Below are 451 nucleotides of genomic sequence, written 5' to 3'. Positions count from 1 at the left end.
GTTGGACCGTAGCCATTGTAGTACGCCACTTGATCCTTCCACTTGTATACCAATTCTGTGGAAGAGGCTGAGCCCGCAGTGAACAGAATACGTAGGTTTGGCATCCGCTGCGGCTCCAGATACACCGCATAGGTCGGCGGCAAAGCAGCCACCGTGATGTGGTGATCGGCCATATACTGCTCAAACCGCTCGTAGTTCAAAATCGTCTCTGTTGTTGGTACGTATAACGTGGCGCCGCAGAACAGCGCTTGGAAGATTTCCCAGCAAGCTGCATCAAACGAGTAGCTGGCGAACAGCAGCGCATGATCCGACGTACGGATCCGAAGCGTCTGATCAAAATACGTTTTCAGATTGCACAGCCCATGGTGCTCCAGCATCACGCCCTTCGGCTGCCCCGTCGTCCCTGACGTATAAATCACATACGCCAAATCATTCGGGCCGGACTCCGGCT

1 protein-coding gene is annotated in these 451 nt (G+C 54.1%); it reads right to left on the bottom strand.

Annotated elements, in window-relative coordinates:
- The coding region (locus tag HFE01_RS26490) for an AMP-binding protein (protein WP_167442910.1) at positions 1 to 451 on the bottom strand (451 nt) is incomplete at both ends.

This window comes from Paenibacillus sp. EKM10P (assembly GCF_011800655.1).
GTDB classification, from domain to species: Bacteria; Bacillota; Bacilli; order Paenibacillales; family Paenibacillaceae; genus Paenibacillus; species Paenibacillus polymyxa.
This window is presented reverse-complemented; position numbering and strand designations above follow the sequence as displayed.